At 46.5% G+C, this 23,332-nt stretch carries 19 protein-coding genes and 1 tRNA gene; 13 read left to right on the top strand and 7 right to left on the bottom strand.

All coding sequences use genetic code 11. The features are described from left to right. Nucleotides 1–102: 102 nt before the first annotated feature. From endA to L5M40_RS11205, 8 genes are all read left to right on the top strand, one after another. Nucleotides 103–879, top strand: a complete 777-nt coding sequence (gene endA / locus L5M40_RS11240; RefSeq protein ID WP_173913177.1) for an endonuclease EndA — start codon at nucleotides 103–105, stop codon at nucleotides 877–879. 8 nt (nucleotides 880–887) lie between these two features. After that, entirely contained in the window at nucleotides 888–1,619 is a 732-nt protein-coding gene (rsmE, locus tag L5M40_RS11235) for a 16S rRNA (uracil(1498)-N(3))-methyltransferase (protein WP_105251496.1), read from the top strand. A 93-nt stretch (nucleotides 1,620–1,712) separates the two neighbouring features. Beyond that, a complete protein-coding gene (gshB, locus tag L5M40_RS11230; RefSeq protein WP_028759301.1) occupies nucleotides 1,713–2,666 on the top strand; it encodes a glutathione synthase in 954 nt (317 codons plus the stop codon). A 74-nt stretch (nucleotides 2,667–2,740) separates the two neighbouring features. Further along, the gene (locus L5M40_RS11225; RefSeq protein WP_028759459.1) at nucleotides 2,741–4,063 is read left to right on the top strand and encodes an alkaline phosphatase; all 1,323 of its coding nucleotides are present in this window, start codon (nucleotides 2,741–2,743) and stop codon (nucleotides 4,061–4,063) included. Nucleotides 4,064–4,246: 183 nt separating this feature from the next. After that, a complete protein-coding gene (locus L5M40_RS11220; RefSeq protein WP_263176674.1) occupies nucleotides 4,247–5,290 on the top strand; it encodes a methyltransferase in 1,044 nt (347 codons plus the stop codon). A 481-nt stretch (nucleotides 5,291–5,771) separates the two neighbouring features. Further along, nucleotides 5,772–7,460 carry a DUF342 domain-containing protein gene (locus L5M40_RS11215; RefSeq protein ID WP_263176673.1) on the top strand — a complete coding sequence of 563 codons (1,689 nt, stop codon included), beginning with the start codon at nucleotides 5,772–5,774 and terminating at the stop codon, nucleotides 7,458–7,460. Nucleotides 7,461–7,707: 247 nt separating this feature from the next. After that, complete coding sequence (locus tag L5M40_RS11210) at nucleotides 7,708–8,085, top strand: DUF4144 family protein (protein ID WP_028759298.1); 378 nt, start codon at nucleotides 7,708–7,710, stop codon at nucleotides 8,083–8,085. 232 nt (nucleotides 8,086–8,317) lie between these two features. Beyond that, nucleotides 8,318–9,460 (top strand): site-2 protease family protein, encoded by a 1,143-nt coding sequence (locus L5M40_RS11205; RefSeq protein ID WP_263203707.1) that lies wholly within the window; start codon nucleotides 8,318–8,320, stop codon nucleotides 9,458–9,460. A gap of 114 nt (nucleotides 9,461–9,574) precedes the next feature. Here the strand turns inward: L5M40_RS11205 and L5M40_RS11200 are convergent, their stop codons facing one another. The 4 genes from L5M40_RS11200 to L5M40_RS11185 all read right to left on the bottom strand — a co-directional run bounded on the left by L5M40_RS11200 (nucleotide 9,575) and on the right by L5M40_RS11185 (nucleotide 15,562). Then, nucleotides 9,575–11,038, bottom strand: coding sequence for an efflux transporter outer membrane subunit (locus tag L5M40_RS11200; RefSeq protein WP_173246784.1), 1,464 nt, complete (start codon nucleotides 11,036–11,038; stop codon nucleotides 9,575–9,577). A gap of 7 nt (nucleotides 11,039–11,045) precedes the next feature. Then, entirely contained in the window at nucleotides 11,046–13,079 is a 2,034-nt protein-coding gene (locus L5M40_RS11195) for a MacB family efflux pump subunit (protein WP_263176670.1), read from the bottom strand. 2 nt (nucleotides 13,080–13,081) lie between these two features. Next, nucleotides 13,082–14,314 (bottom strand): efflux RND transporter periplasmic adaptor subunit, encoded by a 1,233-nt coding sequence (locus L5M40_RS11190; protein ID WP_263256661.1) that lies wholly within the window; start codon nucleotides 14,312–14,314, stop codon nucleotides 13,082–13,084. Nucleotides 14,315–14,782: 468 nt separating this feature from the next. Further along, nucleotides 14,783–15,562 carry a TOBE domain-containing protein gene (locus L5M40_RS11185; RefSeq protein ID WP_263176668.1) on the bottom strand — a complete coding sequence of 260 codons (780 nt, stop codon included), beginning with the start codon at nucleotides 15,560–15,562 and terminating at the stop codon, nucleotides 14,783–14,785. 205 nt (nucleotides 15,563–15,767) lie between these two features. Between L5M40_RS11185 and modA the strand changes: the two genes are divergently transcribed. The 3 genes from modA to modC are packed head-to-tail and all read left to right on the top strand — an operon-like array spanning nucleotide 15,768 to nucleotide 18,377. Continuing rightward, the gene (modA, locus tag L5M40_RS11180) at nucleotides 15,768–16,559 is read left to right on the top strand and encodes a molybdate ABC transporter substrate-binding protein (protein ID WP_263176667.1); all 792 of its coding nucleotides are present in this window, start codon (nucleotides 15,768–15,770) and stop codon (nucleotides 16,557–16,559) included. A gap of 1 nt (nucleotide 16,560) precedes the next feature. Then, a complete protein-coding gene (gene modB / locus L5M40_RS11175; RefSeq protein ID WP_006083011.1) occupies nucleotides 16,561–17,298 on the top strand; it encodes a molybdate ABC transporter permease subunit in 738 nt (245 codons plus the stop codon). Beyond that, nucleotides 17,292–18,377, top strand: coding sequence for a molybdenum ABC transporter ATP-binding protein ModC (gene modC / locus L5M40_RS11170; protein ID WP_263176665.1), 1,086 nt, complete (start codon nucleotides 17,292–17,294; stop codon nucleotides 18,375–18,377). Before modB ends, modC begins: the two co-directional genes overlap by 7 nt. An 87-nt stretch (nucleotides 18,378–18,464) precedes the next feature. On the opposite strand, the gene L5M40_RS11165 is transcribed toward modC, so the two are convergent. Both L5M40_RS11165 and L5M40_RS11160 read right to left on the bottom strand, forming a co-directional pair. After that, a tRNA-Leu gene (locus L5M40_RS11165) sits at nucleotides 18,465–18,551 on the bottom strand. Nucleotides 18,552–18,697: 146 nt separating this feature from the next. After that, a complete protein-coding gene (locus L5M40_RS11160; protein ID WP_263176663.1) occupies nucleotides 18,698–20,287 on the bottom strand; it encodes a bacteriohemerythrin in 1,590 nt (529 codons plus the stop codon). Between the two features lie 311 nt (nucleotides 20,288–20,598). On the opposite strand from L5M40_RS11160, the gene L5M40_RS11155 reads away from it, so the two are divergent. Beyond that, nucleotides 20,599–20,730: a DUF3149 domain-containing protein gene (locus L5M40_RS11155; protein ID WP_105251481.1), complete on the top strand. Its 132-nt coding sequence runs from the start codon at nucleotides 20,599–20,601 to the stop codon at nucleotides 20,728–20,730. Nucleotides 20,731–20,871: 141 nt separating this feature from the next. Here the strand turns inward: L5M40_RS11155 and L5M40_RS11150 are convergent, their stop codons facing one another. Further along, complete coding sequence (locus tag L5M40_RS11150) at nucleotides 20,872–21,483, bottom strand: superinfection exclusion B family protein (protein WP_105251480.1); 612 nt, start codon at nucleotides 21,481–21,483, stop codon at nucleotides 20,872–20,874. Between the two features lie 168 nt (nucleotides 21,484–21,651). On the opposite strand from L5M40_RS11150, the gene L5M40_RS11145 reads away from it, so the two are divergent. Further along, nucleotides 21,652–23,277 (top strand): ATP-binding protein, encoded by a 1,626-nt coding sequence (locus tag L5M40_RS11145; RefSeq protein ID WP_263256660.1) that lies wholly within the window; start codon nucleotides 21,652–21,654, stop codon nucleotides 23,275–23,277. Nucleotides 23,278–23,332: the final 55 nt, after the last annotated feature.

Below are 23,332 nucleotides of genomic sequence, written 5' to 3'. Positions count from 1 at the left end.
TAAGTACGACTCAATTTGCATAAACAGCGATATTTCCCTTACCATCACGCCATAAAAGACGAGCCAAAGGCTCGCGTAGTGTTTGTTATTTTGGGATAAATTTTGAACATAGCTTCTTTAACCGTTAATTCACGGCGACTTTTGTTGTGCCTAATCACTTGGGCGGCGACCTTATCTGTGCCCGCAAGTGCCTCAGTGTCACATCCCAGCAGTTTCAGCCAAGCGAAAACCAAGTCACAGGCGCTCTACGCAGGCAGTCGCCAAGGTACTCTGCCCGCAGTCAGCTTTTACTGTGGCTGTGAAATTCAGATCAAAGGCAAATCGTGGAAACCCGATCTCGCCAGCTGTGGTTATCAAGTCCGTAAACAGGAAACCCGCGCCAACCGTATCGAGTGGGAACACATAGTCCCCGCCTGGGAATTTGGCCATCAACTCCAATGCTGGCAAAAGGGCGGCCGTAAAAACTGTGCCGATAACAGTAATGAATTTAATAAGATGGAATCGGACATGCATAATTTGGTACCCGCAATTGGTGAGGTCAATGGCGATCGCAGCAACTTCCGATTTAGCCAATGGAACGGTAAGGCCGACCAATATGGCCAATGTGCTATGGTAGTCGACTTTAAGAATCGTCAAGCACAACCTCCCGCGAATACCCGCGGTAAGATAGCCAGAACCTACCTATATATGCAGCAGACCTATGGTCTTAAAATCGCCTCAAGCCAATTAAAATTATTTAAGGCATGGGATAAAACCTATCCAGTTGATACTATTGAGTGCAAACGTGATAACGCCATAGCGCAAACCCAAGGTAACCATAACCCCTTTGTGCAGAATGCCTGTAATGCGCCACCACAGCGTCAACAATTAGCCGAATAAGGTCGACAATGAGAGTCCCAAGAATTTATCAACCTCAGCCATTAGCCATCAATCAACAGTTGAACTTAGACGAAGATGGCGCGGCCCATATCGGCAAGGTGCTACGCATGGGCAACGGCGAACATATCAGTCTATTTAATGGCGATGGCAATGATTATCTTGCTGAAATTGTTGACGCAGGTAAGAAGCATGTCACAGTAAAGCTGCTCTCCTGTGAGGCCAATTTATCTGAGTCGCCACTCAACTTACACTTAGGCCAAGTGATTTCCCGTGGCGATAGAATGGAGTTCACCATTCAAAAATCAGTCGAGCTTGGCGTGAATACGATTACGCCGCTGTTTTCAGATCGCTGCGGTGTGAAACTTAACGGTGAACGCCTAGAAAAGAAAATTCAGCAATGGCAGAAGATCGTCGTGAGCGCCTGTGAGCAATCGGGACGCAGCCAAGTGCCCGTGGTTCGCCCAGCGATGGACTTACACGATTGGTGCAGTGAGCCGACCTCAGCGCTTAAACTCAATTTGCATCCACGTGCCGCACACGGCATCAATGGCTTAGATTTGGCGCATACCCGCGTGCGACTATTAATTGGCCCAGAAGGCGGTTTGTCGGCGGAAGAAATCGCCATGACAGAAACCTATCAGTTTACCGATGTGTTGCTTGGCCCCAGAGTGCTACGCACCGAAACCGCCTCGCTCACCGCCATTACGGCACTGCAACTCAGATTTGGTGATTTAGGCTAGACCGTCCACAACCGCACACAGCGGTGGTATGGCACCCCATTATCCAATAAATGCTTTTTTGCCTGCAAACGGCGACAAATAAGGAACAGATTAATGATAAAACTCGGCATAGTGATGGACCCCATCAGTGAGATCAACATTAAGAAAGACTCCAGTTTTGCCATGTTAATGGCCGCGCAGGAAAGAGGTTATCAGCTGTTTTATATGGAAATGGCCGATCTTGCCATGGTCAACGGTGTGGCTATGGCCAATATGCGTCCGTTAACTGTTTTCAATGATGCGAGCAAATGGTTTGAACTCGGCGAAGCTACAGACACGCCGATGAGCGAACTCGACGTGATCTTAATGCGTAAGGACCCGCCATTCGATACTGAGTTTATCTACGCAACTTACATGCTTGAACGCGCCGAAGAACAAGGCGTGTTGATCGTTAACAAGCCACAAAGCTTACGTGATGCTAACGAGAAACTATTTACCGCATGGTTTAGCGAATTCACGCCAGAAACGATCGTAACCCGTGATGCCAAACGTATCCGCGCTTTCCACCAAGCGAAGGGCGATATTATTCTTAAGCCACTTGATGGTATGGGCGGCACCTCGATTTTCCGCGTGAAGCAGGACGACCCAAACCTTGGGGTCATCATAGAAACCTTGACCAGCTATGGCCAACAATATGCCATGGCGCAAGCCTTTATCCCTGAGATAACCAAAGGCGATAAACGCATTTTAGTGGTCGATGGTGAGCCTGTGCCCTACGCCTTGGCGCGTATCCCAATGAAAGGCGAAACCCGTGGTAATTTAGCGGCAGGCGGAAGCGGTGTGGCTCAACCTTTATCCGACAGCGATTGGGCAATTGCCCGCGCCATTGGTCCAGAACTTAAAAAACGTGGACTGATTTTTGTCGGCCTCGATGTCATTGGTGACAAGCTGACTGAGATCAACGTAACCAGTCCAACTTGTATCCGTGAGATCCAAGCAGCATTTGATGTCGACATCACCGGCATGTTAATGGATGCTATTGAAGCACGCCTTAACACCAAAGCATAAAAATTTACCAACGAGTTTGTTGATTTAAGGCGCTTTGACATCACAAGCGCCTAGCCACTTTCTAGGGATGTGATATGAGTTTCACCAAAGCGCCATTCTTGTTACTCGGCATAGGTTTATTACTATCGACTCCGACTTGGGCCAACATAGAAACAGGTCCAACGAAAGCACCGTCGCGTCCCAAAAACATTGTCATCATGATAGGTGATGGTATGGGACCGTCTTACACTAGCGCTTACCGTTACTACAAAGATAATCCTGACACAGAGGAAGTCGAACAAACCGTATTCGACCGTTTACTTGTAGGTATGGCGAGCACTTATCCCGCCAGTGTCAGTGGTTATGTTACCGACTCAGCGGCGGCAGCAACAGCGCTCGCCACTGGCGTTAAATCTTACAATGGGGCGATCTCGGTCGATACCCAAAAGCAACCGCTGCCGACCATACTCGAAAAAGCCAAATCCCTTGGCCTCAGCACAGGTGTGGCTGTAACGTCGCAAATCAACCACGCCACGCCAGCCGCCTTTTTGGCCCACAACGAAAGCCGTAAAAACTACGATGCTTTGGCACTCAGCTATCTAGAAACTAACGCCGATGTATTCTTAGGCGGTGGTCAAAAATACTTTACCCCTGAACTATTAGCACAATTTAAAGCCAAGGGTTATCAACATATTACTCGTTTTGAAGATCTCGCCAGCATCACCCAACCTAAAGTGCTGGGACTGTTTGCCGAAGTCCAATTACCTTGGGCAATTGATGAAAAAGATGCGAAAAAACTCAGCACTTTAACCCAAAAAGCACTCAGTTTACTGTCGCAGAATGACCAAGGTTTTGTACTGTTAGTCGAAGGAAGTCTCATCGACTGGGCGGGTCACAATAACGACATAGCTACAGCCATGGGTGAAATGGATGAATTCTCCAATGCCATTGAGGTGGTTGAGCAATTCGTGCGTGAACATCCTGATACCCTGATGGTGATCACCGCCGACCATAACACCGGTGGCCTATCGATTGGCGTCGATGGAAAGTACAACTGGAACCCTGAAATCCTACGTAACATTTCAGCCAGTACCGACACATTAGCCTTAGCCGCCATCAGCGGTGAACAATGGCAGGCCGATCTTGCCCGCGGTTTAGGTTTTGAGCTCAACGAAGAAGAAATCGCAAAATTAACGGTCGCCAGAATGCAGGGGTTAGAAACCATCGCGGTTGCAATTCGCCATGTTATTGATAAGCGAACTGATACGGGTTGGACAACCGACGGCCATACAGGCACAGACGTACAAGTGTTTGCCGCAGGTCCAGCATCCGAGCTGTTTAACGGCCATCAAGACAATACCGATATCGCCAATAAGATTTTCAGCTTATTGCCAAAACCGAAGAAACCTAAAAGCTAAGCGTTAATCGATTCCGTTCATTAAAGACAATCACATAAGGCAACCGCATAATGCAGTTGCCTTTTTATTGGTTTTTTTTATTAGGGATTTTATTAGGTTTTAGCGCAGTGATTCCATGCAAACTGGCTCGGGCGTGAATAACGGGTATAATGCCCACACTTAAGTTTATAGGTGCCTGTAACTGTGTTAACTAATCCATCGCAAGTCATTATTCGTAATCAAGACAGCCTAAGCCAACATAAGGTGTTAGTGCTCAATCATGAAGCCGATCTACTGCCAAAAGCCCTGCTCGATGTCGCGGCCTCGGTCGATGCCCTCGCCTTGGATTATCACCATTATTTACACTTAGCGCCGCACGCGAATTCAAAACTGCGTTGCTACTTCGGCCACGAACTGCCACATCAAGACCCAATTAAACCTGAAAAGTACGATACGGTTATCGTTTATTTCCCCAAGGCTAAACCCCTCGCACCTTATCTATTTAACCTCGCCGCCAACCATCTTGTGCCTAACGGCCAACTGTTAGTGGTTGGGGAAAACAAAGGCGGCATTAAGTCTTTAGTTAAACTCTTGCCTGAGTATTTTGCGACGGGGATGAAGCTCGATAACGCCCGCCACTGCCTACTATTTGGTAGCCATTTAGAGGGCAGCGCCCCGACAATGAAACTTAGCGACTGGGTCAGTCAGTATCAACTCACAACGCCGCAAGGCGAGATCAGTATCTGTAATTTAGTCGGGGTATTTAGCGAAAAACGGTTAGATCTCGGCACTGAATTATTATTATCACACCTACCAACACTCTCGGGTCGAGTGCTCGATTTTGGTTGCGGCGCAGGCGTGATCACCGCAGCCCTACTAAAAGCACAACCGAGCCTATCCCTAGAATGCGTTGATATTAATGCCATGGCGTTAGCTTCTTGCGAACTCACCCTCGCGGCCAATGGCATGACAGCCAAAGTATATCCATCCGATGGGCTCGCACAAACCACAGGAAAATTTAACGGCATTATCTCTAATCCGCCGTTTCATGATGGCCTCGCCAGCACTACCAGCATAGCGCAGAACTTTGTCACCGATAGCGCTAAGCAATTACAGCATAATGGTATTTGGCAAATAGTCGCCAATCGCCACCTGCCCTATTCCGATATTATCGCCGCCGAATTTGGCCAATTGAAAGTGGTTGCCGATAACAACAAGTACAAGTTGTATTACTTCCAGCACAAATAGATGTTTGATTAATAACGCGCAGATGCTTTCGCTGAAGCGCGTTATTGGCAACACCAGCCACTCACTCTTATCCCAATCCCTGTTTGTTTTCAGATAAAACCTCCCTTTCATCGTGTTACAAAATTCAATATTGTGATCTGCCGCATGCCAGCGATTCTGACAATCCCCCACTTATAGTCACTCAACAGCCGTCCCTAACATAGGGATTCGATTTAAAACATCAAAATAATGGTTAAACCCAAAATCAATATAAGTTGTGGTTTATTCAGTAATTTTTGTTATAAAACCAGAGATAACACTGATTATAAGACTCAATTTTTTATAAAAAACTATTTTAAAATTCACTCATAGACCATTAACAACAAAATGACAACATTTGCTGATTTTGCAGCCAAAAAGGCTTCTTTACCCTAAGTTTCTACTGTTATACTCAAAACAGCTTCTTAAACAAGAATAAAACGCAATTACTAGGAATGCCCCTATGCTGGACCCTGAACTCATAGAGCTAAACAGCGATAAGACAAAAGCTGAATTGCGCCTGATCCCTAATGTCCATGGTCCAGTCACCCATGAAGACATAATGCGCCTGTTGTCTTTACCTGAATTCGCCGCTCTGTTTCCGCTAGAACCAGCCATTACTAAAACCGTCGCTAAAATCAACTCTCTTTGTAATCAAGACGATGGAAAATTTGAGCTCTATACTACTTTGGCCGAACGTCGCGATGGCAGCATAGCTATCGAGATTAGTCCCGATAAAATGCAAGCCAGTCTTAAACTTACCGCAGCATGGGGTGGTAAACAGATAGATTTGCCAGAGATCCTCACTCACCTCAAAAAAAACAACGTCTGCATGGGGCTAAGCAAACTCAAAATTCAAGCTCTACTAAAGCAACTCAGCACACTCAAGCCAGGGGAAATCTGCCAAAGTGAAATAGCCCAAGGCAAAGCCCCTGTTAATGGACTCAATGCGGTATTAGAACGCAAAGTATTCCTTGCGCGGGAGCGCTTGCTTCAGCCACAAGAGCGCGAAGATGGCAGTGTCGATATGCGCAATTTAGGCGCAATGATCGTTGTTAAAGCCAATGATCTCTTGATGGTTAAACATTTAGCCACCGAAGGCACTCCGGGCTACAACATCAAGGGCGAAGTCCTTAAACAAAAACCAGGTAAGGATGCCGTGCTTCAAGCGGGTACTGGCACAGCTTTTCATCCCAAAGATCCCAATAAGCTGATCGCCACAGTGCCAGGGCAACCCGTCGAAACCCGTACAGGTATGAATGTCGATGATGTACTGCAACTTAAAGACGTCGACATCAGCACAGGCCATGTTACCTTCAAGGGCAGTATTTTAATCACAGGTGATGTCCACGAGGGCATGATAGTTAAAAGCTCAGGCGATATTACCGTGATGGGGTTTGTAGACTCCGCCACCCTTGAAGCAGAAGGTGATGTCACTGTGAGTAAAGGCATCATTGGCCGCCAGATTAAAGCCAATGAATACTCTACCAATATCTATTCTCAAGGGCAGATCAGCGCCCAATTTGTGCAATATTCTCAATTAGTTGCCAAAGGAAATATCTTAGTCACTAAACAGTTGCTGCACAGTAATACCAAAACCGCCGGCAGTTTAACGGTCAGCGATTCTAGCGGTCGTCGTGGCGATCTGGTTGGCGGAGTCGCACACGCTGAAAAAGGCATCACGGCGGTTGTCATAGGTGCAACGGCAGGGACTAAAACTGACGTTTACTGCGCAATGGGACAGGCTGAACTCAAGCAAGATCTCAAGTTACTCGATGAGAGCGTTAAAGCTATGGTCGTCGCCAGTTTAGATATCGAGGCTCGCCTCAATAAACTGCCCCCCAAGTCAGAATGGCAAGCTGACGCGGTTATGATTGAGCAAATCAAGATGATGCTTGATGAAAAAAATCGCATCATGGATGAACGTACCCGTGAAGAGCTTGAATTCGATACCTTTAAACAAGAAGTCGAAGGCTACTACGAAAAATACCGTATCGAAGTGCTTAAACACGTATTCCTTAACGTTGAGCTGCATATAGGTCCAGCAAATCACCGTACGGCACGTGAACACGGCACTTGTTGTATTGCCAATGTTAATCAAGAGATTAACTTTGACTATAACGCCAAGGCCAAAGCTGCACCGAGCACATAAGGTTAACTAGGGTTCTTAACTTATTGCCCGCTCAGCCAGTGCTGAGGCGGCTTTCGCTCGGTAGCCAAACCTCTGAACTCGTTCTGGCCTCTATCTATCTTCTCCAAGCGTGGCATACTGCTCACAGATAAACGCACGCAGCAGTATGCCAAGTCACCTTCTTGCAAAATCCTAATCCTTGTCTACTGCCGCCGATTGATCTCAGAGAATACCTCAGAGCCCATTTTAAACTTCCTAAGGATCTGAAATGACTAGCGTTAAGATGTCGAGTATTGAATGGCCAGCGATTGTAAAACTGACTCAAAATGACGAATTACTTTACCTAGAACACCAAAGGGATTGGCTCGAACTGGCCTGTCTCTATCAGCATCACTTTATCGAAACCGATCAATTATTAGACTCCAAAGGGCAGCGATACCTTATCAGTGCCTGTCCACAAAAAATCCATGAAGATCCTGTTGGCGAATTACCTCGATTACTGCGCCAAAAACAGGATTTGCCACTCAATGAATTTATCAAATGGGTTCAAAATCATGCCCAAGCACTAGGACAATGTTGTGTCGCTAAACTGGCTTTCACGACAATTGCCCAAGGCATTGAAATTGTTCGTACCCTCGATGAATAAACAGCAAGCACATGATAAGCCATAATAAATGGCTATCAATAACTCAGTTAATCAATAAAAAAACAATATGACCTTAAAAGCTAATATCCTCACAATCAATTCACAGGCATAATTTGCCGCGGTGTAACAGCGCTAAGCCAGACGGTAAAGCGCTTAAGATGCACTCCAAAATAACCGTTTTCTGCGTCGACTCAAGGGATGACGTTTAAGTTGGCACTAAATATACAAACAGATGGAACCGAAATTGGAACTACTTAAGATTGACTGCTTAGGCAAACAACTGCGCTTAGAAGGCTCGCTCGCGGGCTGGCAACAACTCTACTGGGACAACACCTTAGTCTCACAAAAAGAAGCTTCCGTCGATAATGGCGGCCTTAAAGTCCATGTCTTTGAGCTCACTCACCACAATAGCCCGTTGGTGACAGAAAGTGGTGAGCAAGCCATCGCCATGACAGAAGCTAAAATCCAAGTTCGCCTCGAAACCGATCTCGTTTGGCAGCCTTTCCGCCTCGATTACTGCTTGCTGATGGATGACAAGATTATCGACCAAGGGCGACGGACAGAGAAAGATATCGAACGCCAAACACCAGAAACGCCCATCGTTAAGCAGCAAAAAATCAGCATGATAGGACTCGCCTCCCTCGGCTTTAAGCTGTTAAAAAGCGCTAAAGTCATAAAGGTAGTGTTAGCGGGCGCCAGTGTTGCCGCTTACTCTTGGCTATTCTCCTTCCAATTCGCCCTCGCACTTATCGCCTGTTTGGTATTTCACGAATATGGCCATATTCGCGCAATGAAATATTTTGGGATGAAAACCAAAGGGATTTACCTTATTCCCTTTATGGGCGGACTCGCGCTCTCCGATGAAAAAATTAATACACGTTGGCAAGATGTGGTGATTTCCATCATGGGACCGACCTTTGGGCTCTTGATGTCCATCGCTTCCTTGATTGCTTACCACGCAACAGGCAATGTGTTTTTTGCTGGCCTTGCCGCCTTTAATGCGCTGCTTAACCTATTTAATTTATTGCCTATTTTGCCACTCGATGGCGGCCATATTTTAAAGAGCATTAGTTTTTCGATGAACAGTATCATGGGGCTGGTCGCCTGCGCCGCCGGTGCCGCTTTCGGAGTGTATATCAGCTACACCTTAGGCTTAGCGCTATTGGGCTTCTTACTGTTGATTGGCAGCTTAGAAATCATTTTCGAATGGCGAACTCGTCATCAAAGCCATCTGCTGCCATTAGACAGATACGGGCAAATCTTCTCGGTTATTTGGTACTTGCTCACGGTTGGCGCCTTAGTCGGCATCATCTGGCACTTAGCCGGAACCGGCGATGATATGCTCAGCTTGCCGCTGCAAATATTACGCAGCTAATCCGCTTAACGGCTAAGCACAGATTCAAACACTCACCCTGAGCAATATAAAAAACCGCTATTAATAGCGGTTTTTTATTTTTCTGTCGCGCTGTGATGCTTTTACAAAAATGCGCTATTCCTTTGCCAAAGGAGGGGCGATATCGCTGCCGCCAAGGGCTTGATAAAGCGTCGCTTGGGCGGTGAGCTGGTTATAGCGATTCTCGAGTAAAGCCGCCTCGGCGCTGCGACGATTCTCTTGGGCATCAATCCAATTCTGAATACCGATAGCGCCATTGCGGTACTGGCTCTCATAAATGGCTTCAACGGCCGCCGCTGCGCTAAATTGCTGTGCCAACTTCTCCCCTTGATAACGATATTGCTGCTTAGCCGAAATCGCGTTATCGACATCCTCAAAGGCGGAATAAAGCGTCTTGCGATAATTCACCACTGCGGTTTGATAATCGATATCGGCAATGTCATTATTAATTTGCATTTGATTCCACTGCAAAAAGGGCAAGACTAGCCCTGCGCCTAAACTGCCAACGGGATTGCGTAACAACTCTTTTAACTCAGAGGTCGACTCCCCAACACCGCCGGTTAAACTCAGGCTTGGGAAATAACTCGCATAGGTCGCATCTTTACTCGCCAAGGCGGAGCGCAGTTGATACAAGGAGGCCTTCACATCTGGCCGTCTCACTAATAAATCTGCGGGTACACCCACGCTAACGTCCGGCACTGCTACGTCGGGGAGTTGCTTAATCTCAACCCAAGTTCCCCCTGAAGCTAAACTCTGCACTGGATCAGCGGCTGGCGCTTGATTGAGTAATATCGCGAGGGCGTTTTTAGCCACAGTTAATTGTTGAATAAGCTGGCTATGGGCTGCCTCTTGTCCCGCCATACTGCGCTGAGCTTCGAGCACATTCACTTGCGTCACGGCCCCAGAATCATACTGCCTTTGGGTTAATGCCAGCGTTTGCTGACTGTACTCGATACTCTTTTGGCTTAAATCAATCCGTTGATTTAAATAACCTATCTGCCAATACAAGGATGCAGTGGTCGCCACTAGGCTTTGGGTGGTACTTTCCCTATCTTCGGCGCTCGCCAGCGCCGCCCATTGAGCTTGGTCGATATTGGCCGACACTTTGCCCCACAAATCCACCTCATAACTCACGGACAATTTTGCTTGATAACTCTTAGTCGCATCGCCACCCTCAAGTGGCTGATTACGGGAAGCGTCAAGGTTTGCCGATAACTGTGGGTATAGATCATCCCGCGTTAGCCCTGCCTGCAAGCGTGCTTTAAGCAGCGTTAAGGTCGCCAGGGTTAAGTCATTGTTAGTGATCAACACTTGGCTGACCAGCTTATCGAGCTCGGGCTGATGAAACTGCTGCCACCAAGGGTCGACTTTTACTTGCTCGTTCACTGTGGTGTGTTGCCACTGTTCTGGAATTGCCAATGCAGGTGGTTCAAAGTCTGAACGCATAACACTGCCGCAGCCACTCAGTAGTGCTATGCACAGAGCTGATCCCAAAGCCGTGCAAACAGCAATAGCACAGCTACGAGGCGAAAATGGTCGATTAAATAGTTTATTATTCATGGTGTTATTACTCTCTGGCTAGTGCGTCAACGGGATCTAACTGCGCCGCATTGCGGGCGGGTAAGAAACCAAATAGCACACCAATTAAGGTCGAGCAGGCAAAGGCAGCAACGATGGAGGTGGTAGAATAAATCATTTGGAAACTGCCCCCCGTTTGAGCAAACACCACGCCAATTAAGTAGGACAAGGCGATGCCTAAGGTGCCACCACACAAACACACTAAAATGGCTTCGATAAGGAACTGGCGCAAAATATCGTTCTGGCGCGCACCCACGGCCATACGAACACCGATTTCACGGGTTCGCTCAGTCACAGACACTAACATAATGTTCATCACCCCAATTCCGCCAACGACAAGGGAAATCACCGCGATAGCCGAGATTAGTAAGGTCATGGTCGCAGTGGTTTTTTCGATGTTCTGCCTAATGGTATCGGTATTGATAGTGAAGAAATCTTGCGTGCCGTGGCGCATTTTAAGCAGCGCGATAATGCCCTGCTCCGCCGCGTTACTCGGCACAGTTTCATCGAGTCGAACTGTAATACCATCCAAATAATTTTTACCCACCATACGGCCAGAAACTGTGGTGTAAGGCACCCATACATTAAGCGCATCGCTGTTACCAAAAGCACTTTCTTTGGGTTGAGTCACACCTATGATACGTACGGGTAAATCTCCAAGGAAAATCACTTGCCCTATCGCCGAGTTATTGTCGGCAGCGCTGTTAGGGAAAAGCTCCTTACGGGTGTTGTCATCAATCACCGCATCTTGGGCGAGCGATGCGACACTGGCATCATCCCAAAATTGGCCCTGCGCTAACTCGTACCCTCTTACACGGAAAAACTCAGGTCCCACACCATTCACCGATGCCGATACCGCTTTATTACCAAAACGAACCGTTGCAGTAGAGCCAATGCTTGGCGTCACGCTATCAACATAGGGCAGATTTTTAAGGGCATTGGCGTCCGTTGCGGTTAAGGTGCGCACCCGCGCCGAGCGTCGATCGCCAAAACCAGAACCGGGGCGAATATCAATCGTGTTAGTCCCCATCGAACTGATACTTTTGAGGATGGCCTGCTGCGAGCCTTCACCTAAGGCCACTACAGAAACCACAGAGGCAATACCGATAATAATCCCGAGCATAGTCAAGAAGGTACGTAACCTGTGGGTCGACATCGCCACCAGCGCCATTTTAAGCGCTTCTACATATCTGTCCCACGAAGCCACCCGCGCACGCGAGCTGTCTTTTGCTGCCACTGTTTTTGCGACCACAGTGCCGCTAGGCTTTTGTGGCGCCATATTTTGTAACGTTGAGCTTTGCGACATCGAAGTTTGCGGCTTAGCCGTTTGTTTATCCAGACTGCGCTCATCGCTGATGATTACGCCGTCTTTGATTTCGATAATGCGGTCGGCATATTGGGCCACGTGCATATCGTGGGTCACGATAATGATGGTATGACCATCGCTGTGCAGCTCCTGCAACAACTGCATCATTTCTTCGCCGCTGTGACTATCCAGCGCACCCGTCGGCTCATCGGCAAGGATCACATCGCCGCCATTCATCAAAGCGCGTGCCACACTGACCCGCTGCTGTTGTCCGCCACTGAGCTGATTGGGTTTATGGTCAAGCCTGTCGCCAAGGCCTAAACGCGTTAACAAATGCTCGGCCCTGTCTTTACGAACCGTGCGTTCTTTACCCGCATACACAGCAGGTACTTCGACGTTGCCTATAGCGGTCAAATCACCCAGTAAATGATAACGCTGAAAGATAAAACCAAAGTGCTCGCGGCGCAGTTGCGCTAACTCATCAACGTCCATAGTCGAGGTATCTTGGCCGTTAATAAAATACGCGCCCTTTGACGGCTTATCTAAACAACCAAGAATGTTCATTAGGGTCGATTTACCCGAGCCAGAAGCACCTACTATCGCCACCATCTCGCCACGGCCAATCGACAAGTTCACATCTTTCAGCACAGTGAGTTGCTGCTCACCCGCCTGAAAAGTGCGATAACAACCTGAAATTTCAAGTAATGCCGTTGTCACTGTTAAAACCTCACGCTAGGTGGGCGACGTAATTTACTGCTGCCATCATCGGAAGACGGCATGCCAAGCACAACCTGATCGCCTTCCTTCAAACCCGCGGTGATTTCAGCATTGATTTTGTTGTTAATCCCCACAGTGACATCCACATATTGCACTTGGTTATCAACTAACACGGGCACTTGATATTGCGGGCCGCTGAGGGCTTTACGCTCGACAGACTTAGCCTCTGGCACCGCGGATTTCTCCCTCGGCTTTATACGCAATATCTGCGCAGGCACTAATAGCGCATCATCGGCCTTAGCTAACACTATAGACACCTGCGCCGTCATGCCGATACGCAAGGTGCGGTCAGGGTTTTCTACATCAAACAGACCATGGTAATAAATGGCGTCTGAGTCGCTAGAGCTCATATTGCTATCGTCGCCATCCATCGAAATCGGCCCAGGCTCAATCGCCCTCAAAACGCCACGGTAGGGATGATTCGGTTTTCCAAGAACCGTGAAATACACGGCTTGACCCGGATGGACATTGACAACATCCGCTTCAGAAATCTGCGCTTTAACTGTCATGGTATCCAGCTGCGCCATTTCAACTATGGTCGGTGTCGTTTGATTGGCGTTAACGGTTTGCCCCACTTCCACCGCGGAATACACCACAGTGCCATCCATCGGCGCGGTAATTTTGGTATAACCTAAATCGATTCTGGCACTGTCGACGTTAATCTCAGCCTGTTGTTTTTGCGCTTCTAATTGCTCAAGCTCGGCTTGATAAACCGTTAGATTAGCATCGGCCACTTCATAATCGGCGCGGGAACTGGCCTTATCGGCAAGCATTTGCTGCTGGCGGCTAAATTCCAACTTGGCTTGGCGGATCTGCGCCTGTTTAGCACGGAACTGAGCATTGATACTCTTGAGTGATGCGAGGGCATCCTTCAAATTATTCTGCTGCGCTAGGCTATCAATCTGAGCAATCAAATCGCCTTTCTTTACTTCATCACCCAGTGCCAGCGGCAAACTTAAGATTTGCCCCGATACCTGCGCACCTACACTCACCAGTTTGGATGCCTGCAACATGCCATTGGCAAGTACTGAGTTTTCGATATCGCCACGGCGCACCGCTTCAGTTACATAGGTAGGTGCCATTTCAGGCTTATGCCACATAAAATAAGCACCGCCACTCAGGAGGATTAAGCCGCTTAACGCGAGCAGCAATTTACGCTTTGAGGATTTTTTCATCGGTATTGTCGTGTCCATCAATGCTAAAGACAGCAAGCATTCATCTTGCTAAGGAACTGAAATTGTTCCAACAGTATATAGAGTTAGCCAAAGACAGTAGACGAAGGAAGTGTCGTTAACAGGTAAAGATTTGCAAATATCTGTGTAGAAATTGACAAGGAAAGCACGATTGAGTGGTGCTTAGGCTCAATGCCGATTTAGTACGATACCAAATCGTTAGGTGGTAAATTGTTGGTGTCTACATTCTATGACTGTGCCACTTGTGGTAGTTCAGCCATTCAAACGAATCTAGATACAGACTTCATTTGATTCTTTTTCAAGAAAAATCAACGTCGTGGGGTGAAGCCTTATGACTTTGATGTCGATTTAAATACAAAAACGACCAACCCGCTACGAAACATTCACGCCAAGTACTGGCCATTCTCAGTGAATAACCCAATGATTAATCGAATCAATCACTCAATTCGACTAATTCATGCTGGCGAGGATCACCTGCGTGGCATCAAAACAGGCGAAACATGATTCGCCGACAGCCAAACTCTGTATTTGGGTGAGTGGCATCACCGAATAGATGATGTCTTTGCCATCAATAGCTATGGCTAATTCGGCCTTATCGCCAAGTTCAGTCACGCTCAGCAAACAACCGCTTAAGCAATTTTGCCCATCCACTTCACAGACATGAGTCGTCGCCAATACAGCGGGGGCTTTAAACAGTAACAACACAGATTTATCCAGGGCTAACTGCAAGCGTTCGCGGCTCGAATGGGTCACTGAAATCTGAATCTGTTGTCCGCCCGCTAAGGTCACGCTGATTTTGTCATTTAATCCAAATGAATCAATGCTATTGATACGACCCGTTAACTGATTGCGGGCGCTGGTGTTGAGGGAGAAATGCGCCATCACATCCAATAAACTGTGCATATCGACGGACTCATCGAGCAAGGCAGCCAAAGCCATTTCTTGTACTTGGGAGGTGATGGAATACACCTTAAGCAACCGTTCGCCAAATTCGGTGAGTTTAGCGCCGCCACCGCCTTTGCCGCCCTTTTCGCTACACACTACGGGTTCGGGCATAGCGGTGTTCATCTCATTGATCGCGTCCCACGCCGCTTTATAACTGATCCCCGCAAGCTTGGCGCCTTGGCTGATCGAGCCTGTGTTGGCAACCTGCTCAAGCAGGCTTATCCGCCTAGGATTGGCGAAGGGCTTATCCCCGAGGGAAAGCGTAAGTAATGCATGTAAATCCATCGTTTATCCAGCACCCAAGTCTGACTTGAGTCCTATTGTCCTTCATCGTCTTGAGGATACCAATAAGATTGCCGAGATATTTCAGCGGATTAATGCCATTAATCAGCAAGAAACCGCACACAGATCACTAATTGATTGCTTAGGGCTTGAATGATCGATATATAGATTGGTATATAACGATCACTTTTTATCACGGAGGAACACAATGAAATCCATTCACCTTAAGCAATTACTGCGTTTTACCACGGCTTCGTTATTCACAATGGTACTGACATCTAGCCCTATTTTTGCGGCAGACAATGAGCAAGTGACTGTTTTTGCAGCGGCTTCGCTCACCAATGCCCTTAACGAAATCGGCCAGCAATATGAAAAAGAACACAATACTAAGGTGATATTCTCCTTCGCCTCTTCCTCAACACTGGCAAAACAAGTGGCCAATGGTGCGCCAGCCGATCTGTTTGTCTCGGCGAATCAAAAGTGGATGGATTATCTGATCGATGCTAAAGCGGTCGATGTTAACAGCCGAAAAACCTTGTTAAAAAATACCTTAGTCTTGATTGCCGAGAAAAATAGTCCCATCACAGAAGTCGTGCTCAATGGCGATTGGGATATTAAAGCCGCATTAAAAGGCAGTCGTATGGCTGTTGGCGATCCAGATCATGTGCCTGCTGGACAATATGCCAAACAAGCCCTCGAAAACCTCAAGCTGTGGCAAGCCGCTGAGCCCTTACTCGCCCGTGCTAACAATGTCCGTGCCGCCCTCGCTTTGGTTGAACAGGGTGAAGCGCCGCTTGGCATAGTGTATTCAACCGATGCGAAAGTCGCCCAAAAGATCAAAATCGTTGGCACCTTCCCAGAAACGAGTTACAGCCCAATTGAATACCCTGTCGCCTTAGTCAAACAAGAATCGACCGCAAGCGCCAAAGCGTTCAATGAGTATCTGCAGGGCCCAAGCGCAAAAAATGTGTTTGAGAAATATGGCTTTGGAGTGAATTAGGGTGCTGAGTGGTTCTTTGTTAAGCGGCTCTCTGCTAAGTGGCTCTCTTTTGAGCGACTATGAAATTGCCGCACTGCTGCTCAGCTTAAAGGTGTCATCCGTTGCCGTTATCGCCAGTTTACCCTTGGGTATTTTGTGCGCTTGGTTGCTGGCAAGGGTCGAGTTTCCTGGCAAGGCTATATTTGACAGTGTGCTCCATCTACCACTGGTGTTACCGCCCGTGGTAGTGGGTTACCTCTTGCTGATCAGCATGGGCCGCCAAGGTTTTATCGGACAGTGGTTATTTAATTGGTTTGGCATCAGTTTTAGCTTTAGTTGGCGCGGTGCGGCCCTCGCGGCGGCGATAGTGTCATTCCCGCTGATGGTCAGAGCCATACGCCAATCCTTTGAAACCGTTGATATTCGACTCGAGCAGGCCGCACGCACTTTAGGTAGCAGTCGATGGCGAGTATTTCTCACCATCACACTGCCGCTCACCTCTCCAGGGATAGTGTCAGGCATGATTATCGCCTTTGCCCGCAGCCTAGGGGAATTTGGCTCGACTATTACCTTCGTTTCTAATATCCCAGGTGAAACCCGTACGATTCCGCTCGCCATGTACTCTTTTATTGAAACCCCAGGGGCAGAATATCAGGCCATGCGTCTGTGCATTATCTCGATCGTTATCGCACTCGCGTCTTTACTTGCCTCCCAATGGCTGAGTAAAAAAGCCCTGCAGAGGACGGCAAGCGTATGTTAACAATCAATATTGAAAAACGACTCGGACAACTGCAACTGAAAGTCGATACCCAATTGCCATTGCAAGGCGTGACAGCCGTTTTTGGCCGATCGGGTGCGGGTAAGACCTCACTAGTGAACCTACTCGGTGGGCTTTCAACCCCAGATTGCGGTGAAATCCGCCTCGGCGACAAACTGCTTTATCAACAAGGCAAAGTGAACCTTCCCCCAGAAAAGCGCCATATTGGCTATGTATTTCAAGAGGCACGGCTGTTCCCGCACTATAGCGTGAAGGGCAATCTCAACTATGGTGTGCGTAAAGCCAACCCAGTCTTGTTCGATAGAATTGTGCAACTATTAGGGATTGAAAAACTCCTCAGTCGCTATCCCAGCACGCTATCGGGCGGTGAAAAACAACGGGTTGCCATTGGCCGTGCCCTGCTGACATCGCCCGATATGCTGTTGATGGATGAACCGCTAGCGTCACTCGATTTACCCCGTAAACGCGAGTTGCTGCCCTACCTGCAAACCTTATCGCAGGAACTAAAACTGCCGATAGTGTATGTGAGCCACAGCCTAGATGAGATCTTACAACTGGCGGATTATATGCTGGTGCTGCATCAGGGGAAATTGATCGCCCAAGGGGCCTTAAGTGAAGTGTGGAATAGCGAGCAAATGCGGCCTTGGGTGCCATTGCAGGAACTCAGCTCACTCCTCAGTGCAAAGGTCGCCGACAGACATCCCGACTACCCCATGACGCGACTCGTGATGGATGATGGAAACTATTTGTGGGTAAGTGGCTATCTGGCTGAAACGGCAAAGAAACTCAAAGTGCGTATTCAGGCAAATCATGTCTCGGTTTGCACTGAGATCCCCAAAGGCTCAAGTATCCGCAACCTGCTAAAGGGAGAAATTAAAGAGTTATACCCCAGTGATAACGGCGAGCAAATCCAATTAAAAATCGCCCTAGGCCGCGATGCACTTTGGGCCAACATCACCCCTTGGGCCTGCGACGAACTGCAACTCACTCATGGAAAAGCGATTTATGCACAAATCAAAGGCGTGACTATGACGCAAATGGATATCGCCGAATCCCACTAGCTCAACCTAGAGCACCGTTCGAAAACCAAATTTCAGGCACAAAAAAACCGACTCTAGGTCGGTTTTAGTTCCTTCATCAGAAGGATTTGGTACCAGTGGCCAGACTCGAACTGGCACGCTTTTAAGGGCGGGGGATTTTGAATCCCCTGTGTCTACCGATTTCACCACACTGGCATATCAAATATGCACTTAGAAGCAATCAAAACAACTGGCTGTCTCTAAGTGCTGGGAATTATACCTTTGCCCATGACAATGGCAAGTCTTTTGCCGCGACTTTAATACAAATTGCATTTAACCGCTCAAAAATCATGCTCTTGGGGTTATTCTGCGCCATGGGATAATAAAAAAGCGGTATATTCTTTATCACTTTTTTGAATATGGTTTACTAACCAAGCTTTCAAGAAAGCCATTAATTCGTCGGCAACATCTTCACCTCTAACAACCCGCTTTTGAAAATCAAGTACTTGCCCAACTAACTTGCCGTGCTTTTCCTTGTGACTGTCAGTTTGAGGATAACCAAAACGCGCAAAGAGTTCCTCTTCATAGGCAAAGTGATTGGCGGTGTAATCCACTAACCCTTGTACGATACGTTTGATGGCTTCAAGTCCATACTCTTCATTTAATGTGCGGTGTAATTCATTGATCAATGAGACTAAGCGCTGATGTTGACGATTGATCTCTGGCATCCCTATGTCTAACTCAGGCCCCCATTTCACAAAGAGTTTATTTTGTGCCTGACTCGAATTAAAAAATGCCGCATTCACATGGAATCGATGCAGCAAGGAGCCGATTTCCTGCGACATGTTATACACTTTCAAACTCGATAAGTTAGTGTTGTTGGTGTGGGAGGCATTACTGAGGGCTAGCTCAGCCATCACACTGATATTTTTATTAATCTCCTCTGCTACTGTATGTTGTTGTCCCGATGCCGTGGCGATTTGGTGGGACATATCGGTAATGGTCTCCACCTGAGCGACAATCTGCCCGAGTGCACTGTGAGCTTGATCAACCATATCAGCCGTTTCGTCGGCAATCGCCACGTTTTTCAACATGACTTCAACACCATGTTGTGCGCCTTTTTGTAATGCGGCGATTTGCTGCTGGATCTCAACCGTGGCTTCGGATGTTCGTTTAGCGAGATTACGTACTTCATCGGCGACTACAGCAAAACCGCGACCATGTTCACCCGCTCTCGCACTTTCAATGGCAGCATTTAAAGCGAGTAAATTGGTCTGTTCGGCCACCTGCGAAATGGTTTCAATAATGCTACTGATATTGTTGCTGTCGGCGGCCAAGTGCTCGATCACGGTTCGAGTATCATGGATCTGTTGCGACATAGCGCCAATTTTAGTGACTATGCCATTCATGATTTGATCGCCGCGCTTAGCAGAACTTTGGGCAATATCAGCTGCCTGCGCAGCAATCACCGCATTTTGCGATACGGCTTGTACACTTGAAACCATCTGTGTCATTGCACTGGCTGCCAGTTCAGTTTGATGCTCTTGCTCTAACACGCCTTGCTTTGCCTGTTCACTAATAACCTTGATATCCGAGGCGACTTTTTTCATCCCTTCACAGGTATCAGATAAAGACAAAATCGTACGGCTGACATCTTCGCCCATGCGATTAATGTTATGTACTACCTTAATGAACACACCCGCATCTTTCTCTTCCAATTGATAACTCAAATCTCCCTCGCCTAAGTGGTGTGCTGCACGCTCAAGTTGTCTCAAATTACGAATTAATTTATTGATGTTGAACATTAAAATGGCGGCGAGCACGCTTAAACACAAAATGGCAACAAAGTGCCCTGTGATCACCAAACAATAGAGGGGATAAATCAGCAACAATAGTGGCGCAAAGATAGAATTATATCCCATTGAATCCTTGTGACTTTTTTTAGAATCCATTTTTTACTCCTTTAAAAAACTGATATCGCGCCTTCATATAAAAACAAGAACGAATAAATGGAATAGCGCGTTAACTGAATATCGATCGAGTTGAATAGGTTAATCCTAGACGCTAACGGAAGAAGAAACAAAGCTAAATTATTTGAACTCGTCGCTGTTAAGCACATCCTTAAATTTGACCAAGATCACAGAGTTAACTAAGGGTTATGACTTTGTATTCCTATGTCGATTTTTTATTGATCGAGATCAGTATTTTAGCTATCGAATACCGCTAATTTAGCGAGGACTTCACAGGAAAGAGGATTTCAGTCATGGCATTTTGGTTAGATCTAATGTTTGGTAACCCCATAGGCTTACTTTCAATGATCGTTATCTTTAGCACAATAGGGATAGTGTCTTATATCACTTGGATGTTCATTGTGAAGTCGGCACCGAAACCATAGTTTTTGCTCCAGTTGTTCTTCATGTTTCTTGTATAAATGCAAAATCTAGGGGGTTTTATCACCCCCATTTTTTGTTGTCTCGCATGTTAAAAATGCTAACTAAACCATAGCTAGCACTCATCCGAGTGAGGTAGAACACGCCTATGCTGCGTGTTTTCTGTTTTGTACTAATCCATTCAAAAATTGCGGGCGCGCCTTAATCAACGACTGCATTTCTTCTTGGCTCGGCTCACCGGCAGGTAAACGCAGCACATCACGGTTGAGGTACATACGCGCTTTCATGGCAATCTTATAGTCAGCGGTCGGTCCCTGAATCGCATAATGGCGCTCGTTACCGAGCTTTTCTAAGATACAGGCATTCACTAGACTTTTTACAGCGGGTTCATTTTGCGGCAGAGTCAAAATCGTGGCGCCTTGAAGAAAGAATTCCCTCACTAAAGCTCGCTCAGCGGGATCAAGTAGATTCACTTTAGCTTCAATCGTCTCAATAACGCGCTTATCACTTAAATGACGGATAGACTCATCTAAGCCTAAGTTAATTAATTGACTCAAAAAATAAGCGATAGAAACGATTAGACCTAATCCAACAAACTGTGCATGTTCTGGCACAAATTTATCGAGCGCCAGCACTGCCAGCACATTAGGAGGAATAAGAAGTAAGACAGAACAACTCACCATAAGCCACAGCATGACTCTAAACATCATTTTCTTCGGGCTAAAAAACTTAACTGAATCCAGCTTGAGTTTAAACATAGTGCTATCCCAGTGACAAAAAATTGAACTTATCGGCTAATAAGCAAATTTAATGCCACAAATGAAGACATATTTCGTTGATTTTATCTGCGAGAAAATGCACTTTCTGGATCTGTAGGTCTATGCTTATAAGCATCTCAAGCCGCTATTGCATAAAGAAAATTTAAGATGCTGACATTCTTTAGCCAACTTATCAAAAGCCCCATAGGCAGGCACCTTACCCTGTCTATTGTACTTTTTAGTTCTGTTATCACCTTAATCACCACTGCGTATCAGTTGATCAGTGATTATCGCAATGATGTCGTGCGTATCGATAGAGTATTTTCCAACATGGAAAAGGTGAACTTAGATGTGCTCGCCGCCAGTATTTGGGTTATTGACGAGCGGCTCATTAACACTCAGCTCAATGGGCTAATTCAGCTGCCCGATATTAACTATATTTCGATTAAAGATGACAGCGGCCAAGCATGGAATGCAGGCGAGCAGAAACAAGAACACTCCTTAGATAAAACCTTTCCTTTAGTCTATAAATCACCGACTGAAAACATCAATGTCGGCACACTCGAAATACAAGTCGATGTCGATGCTATCTATCAACGCTTGTATGATAAGGCCATTATCATTCTGCTTTCTAATGCCATTAAAACCTTCTTAGTGGCTGGGTTTATTCTATTTTTAGTGTGGTTCAACATTACTAAACACTTAGATAAACTCAGCCAATACTGCAAAAATATCGACATAGACCATGAATATGAGCCACTACAATTTGACCGTCATGAAAAAATTGATGAATTCAAACAAGTCGCCGATTCCATCAATAGCATGCAAGTACAACTTAGAAGCTCATTTAGCGCCTTAAAGAATTCTAAGACGGAACTGCAAATAGCCTTAGAAGATAGAGAGCGGCTACTCAAGCTCGAACGTAGCTATAAAGAAGAGCTCGCAAGACAAGTCAAAGAAAGAACACTAGAGTTAGAACAATCCCTTAGCGCACTAAAACGAGCACAACAGGTTTTAGTTGAGCAAGAAAAAATGGCGGCCTTGGGTGGACTCGTGTCATGGGTTGCACATGAGATAAACACCCCAATTGGCATTTGTTTGACGGCGGCGAGTGCGCAGCTCAGCCATATTGAAGAACTGATCGATCTGATCCACAGCGATCAAGCTACATTAGATGAGATAAATGAAATACTTAATGAGTACCAAGAAAGCTGTGAACTCATTGTCCGTAATATCACTAAAGCCAGTAGTTTAATTCAAAAATTTAAAACGATCGCCATCGATCGCAGTCATGAAGAACACCAATGCTGTAATCTAAACCAGCAGCTACATGAAATCCTAGAGTCGACATTAATTATGCATCCCAATGTTAACGCCTCAACGGAGATCAACGTGGAGCCTACACTCAATATCAAAACCAATATCAGTTTGTTAAATCAAATTGTTAGTAATATTCTCTCGAACGCCTTTACCCATGCATTCCAAGGACATGAAGACAATCTTATCCACATTAGTGCGACTTTGGATGAAGAATCAATTCAAATCAGCATTCAAAATAATGGCTTAGCCATTCCAGCCGATGTTGCTGAGCACATGTTCGAACCCTTCTTTACTACAAATCGTAATAAAGGTGGTACTGGCTTAGGATTATCAGCGGCCTTTAATGCCGCAACACTGTTGAAAGGCACTATGAGTTATAGCGCAGACTCAAAACTAGGCGGCCCGCAATTTGATATTAAATTTCCATACACTCAATGTGAACCAGTCAATAATCAACAAGATTTTTATATCTAGGTATAACCAATGAAAATACATAATATTGAAGGGGTATCACCGCCCTTGAAAGCGG

The organism is Shewanella sp. SM68 (assembly GCF_025653925.1).
In the GTDB taxonomy this organism is placed as follows: domain Bacteria; phylum Pseudomonadota; class Gammaproteobacteria; order Enterobacterales; family Shewanellaceae; genus Shewanella; species Shewanella oncorhynchi.
This window is presented reverse-complemented; position numbering and strand designations above follow the sequence as displayed.

What these genes read in the sequence shown, in the direction of transcription:
- rsmE (WP_105251496.1), top strand. Translation starts at nt 888, where the DNA reads ATGAGAGTCCCAAGAATTTATCAACCTCAGCCATTAGCCATCAATCAA.
- gshB (WP_028759301.1), top strand. Translation starts at nt 1,713, where the DNA reads ATGATAAAACTCGGCATAGTGATGGACCCCATCAGTGAGATCAACATT.
- L5M40_RS11225 (WP_028759459.1), top strand. Translation starts at nt 2,741, where the DNA reads ATGAGTTTCACCAAAGCGCCATTCTTGTTACTCGGCATAGGTTTATTA.
- L5M40_RS11215 (WP_263176673.1), top strand. Translation starts at nt 5,772, where the DNA reads ATGCTGGACCCTGAACTCATAGAGCTAAACAGCGATAAGACAAAAGCT.
- L5M40_RS11210 (WP_028759298.1), top strand. Translation starts at nt 7,708, where the DNA reads ATGACTAGCGTTAAGATGTCGAGTATTGAATGGCCAGCGATTGTAAAA.
- L5M40_RS11205 (WP_263203707.1), top strand. Translation starts at nt 8,318, where the DNA reads ATGGAACCGAAATTGGAACTACTTAAGATTGACTGCTTAGGCAAACAA.
- L5M40_RS11200 (WP_173246784.1), bottom strand. Translation starts at nt 11,038, where the DNA reads ATGAATAATAAACTATTTAATCGACCATTTTCGCCTCGTAGCTGTGCT.
- L5M40_RS11190 (WP_263256661.1), bottom strand. Translation starts at nt 14,314, where the DNA reads ATGAAAAAATCCTCAAAGCGTAAATTGCTGCTCGCGTTAAGCGGCTTA.
- L5M40_RS11185 (WP_263176668.1), bottom strand. Translation starts at nt 15,562, where the DNA reads ATGGATTTACATGCATTACTTACGCTTTCCCTCGGGGATAAGCCCTTC.
- modA (WP_263176667.1), top strand. Translation starts at nt 15,768, where the DNA reads ATGAAATCCATTCACCTTAAGCAATTACTGCGTTTTACCACGGCTTCG.
- modC (WP_263176665.1), top strand. Translation starts at nt 17,292, where the DNA reads ATGTTAACAATCAATATTGAAAAACGACTCGGACAACTGCAACTGAAA.
- L5M40_RS11160 (WP_263176663.1), bottom strand. Translation starts at nt 20,287, where the DNA reads ATGGATTCTAAAAAAAGTCACAAGGATTCAATGGGATATAATTCTATC.
- L5M40_RS11155 (WP_105251481.1), top strand. Translation starts at nt 20,599, where the DNA reads ATGGCATTTTGGTTAGATCTAATGTTTGGTAACCCCATAGGCTTACTT.
- L5M40_RS11150 (WP_105251480.1), bottom strand. Translation starts at nt 21,483, where the DNA reads ATGTTTAAACTCAAGCTGGATTCAGTTAAGTTTTTTAGCCCGAAGAAA.
- L5M40_RS11145 (WP_263256660.1), top strand. Translation starts at nt 21,652, where the DNA reads ATGCTGACATTCTTTAGCCAACTTATCAAAAGCCCCATAGGCAGGCAC.